Origin of the sequence: Stenotrophomonas sp. YIM B06876, from assembly GCF_030711595.1 — a bacterium.
In the GTDB taxonomy this organism is placed as follows: Bacteria; Pseudomonadota; Gammaproteobacteria; order Xanthomonadales; family Xanthomonadaceae; genus Stenotrophomonas.
Genome location: NZ_JAUJUJ010000197.1, coordinates 1 through 1,443, shown reverse-complemented (window position 1 = coordinate 1,443; position 1,443 = coordinate 1). Strand labels below are relative to the sequence as shown.

Below are 1,443 nucleotides of genomic sequence, written 5' to 3'. Positions count from 1 at the left end.
ACTTGCAGTTGCTTGCCAAGTTTGAGGACCATGTGCCTTTGGCCGGCATGGTGGCGCTGGGAGAGCTGGCAACTCGGACGACCAACCCGCTCGGCACATTGATTCGCGGTGTGACAGTGCTGCTGAGCGGGGCTGTCCACTCTTTCGCCTGGAATCGACCATACAGATGGGCTGACCTCATGGTGCCTGTTGACGATGTCGCACTGGTACTTGCGGGCGCACAGTAGGCCTGCCATGCCGCGATTGGTCAGCAGGAGTAGACCAGTTTAGTGGCATCAAAAAATTCCTGAGGACCTAGGAATTCTGCCTTTGCCCAATATTTCGCGGACACAATTCCTGCAATCGAAGGAATATTTTGATAATTCCTCTTACTTCCGTCCAGTCCGCCGGTGTTGCGATTCGCACGATGCGTAAGCGTGCCAGAATCCGTATCGACGACTTTGCGCTCACCGCAAGTGTGAGCAAACAGTTCATGACAGACCTCGAAAATGGCAAAGACACTGTACAGATGGGTATGGTGCTCGGTTTGCTTCAGCGCATGGGCGTTCGCGTCAGCTTGGAACTGCCTGACGAGGTTGCGAACGCTTTTCACGCTGAGTTCGATAAAGTGACCCGCCGACGTTCACTTAAAAGCGCATCAAGGCCCCAGCCTGCTCAAGTCAGTTCAAAGACGCCCTCTGGATAGTGATACACCTACCATGAGCGAACCAACTCAAACAGAGCTACTCGACGTTTGGGACAGTTTCTTCTTGGGGCCCACCGGTGAGGTAGTAATGCAGGTTTCGCGTCGCCGGGGAGGGTATTGATTGTTGCGGCCAGGTTTTCAAACGGGATATCCTGACGAATATGCAGCCGACCGTCTTTCTCGATTTTGATGACGTCATTTGTCTGAACTCCCCATACGGAGGGTATGACGTCATAACCCAGCCCCGGCCAGATGATTTGTGGGAGCGGTTATTTGCTGCGGACGCCACAGCGGTGCTACTGGAGGTGCTGCAGCAGACGAGTGCGCGAGTTGTCATCACGACGAGCTGGCTTCGCGTCCTCGAGCGGCCCACATTCGAAACAATTTTCCAACTGACTGGGCTCTCTACGGTCGTTGACGCACTGCACCCAGCATGGGAGGCGCCTCAGGACCGTGGAATGACGCGTCTGGCGGCGATAGACCGCTGGCTGTCTCAACACCACGCGGGGGAACCTTACGCCGTTCTCGACGATGACCTCTCGGGCACGGGACTGAAGGGCTCAACGCACGATAAGGAACGGCGAGTGCTTCTGTGCGCAGAGGGCGTGGGTCTCCGCAATTCGTTCGTTCCATTCATCACAGCCGCACTACGCAAACCGTGCAAACCGTGCAAACCCAATTAAAGCGGGGAGAAGTCAGGGTGTTGGTTACCAAAAATTTGACCCGACCTGACGGCTGTCATACGGGCTCAAATGCAA

Annotated in this window: 2 protein-coding genes; one reads left to right on the top strand and one right to left on the bottom strand. The window is 55.4% G+C overall.

What is annotated here, in order from left to right:
• Nucleotides 1-227: hypothetical protein (locus tag QZH66_RS16025; RefSeq protein ID WP_305806886.1), on the top strand; the 227-nt coding region annotated here is incomplete at its 5' end.
• Between the two features lie 20 nt (nt 228-247).
• Here the strand turns inward: QZH66_RS16025 and QZH66_RS16020 are convergent.
• Entirely contained in the window at nt 248-592 is a 345-nt protein-coding gene (locus tag QZH66_RS16020; protein WP_305806885.1) for a hypothetical protein, read from the bottom strand.
• Nucleotides 593-1,443: the final 851 nt, after the last annotated feature.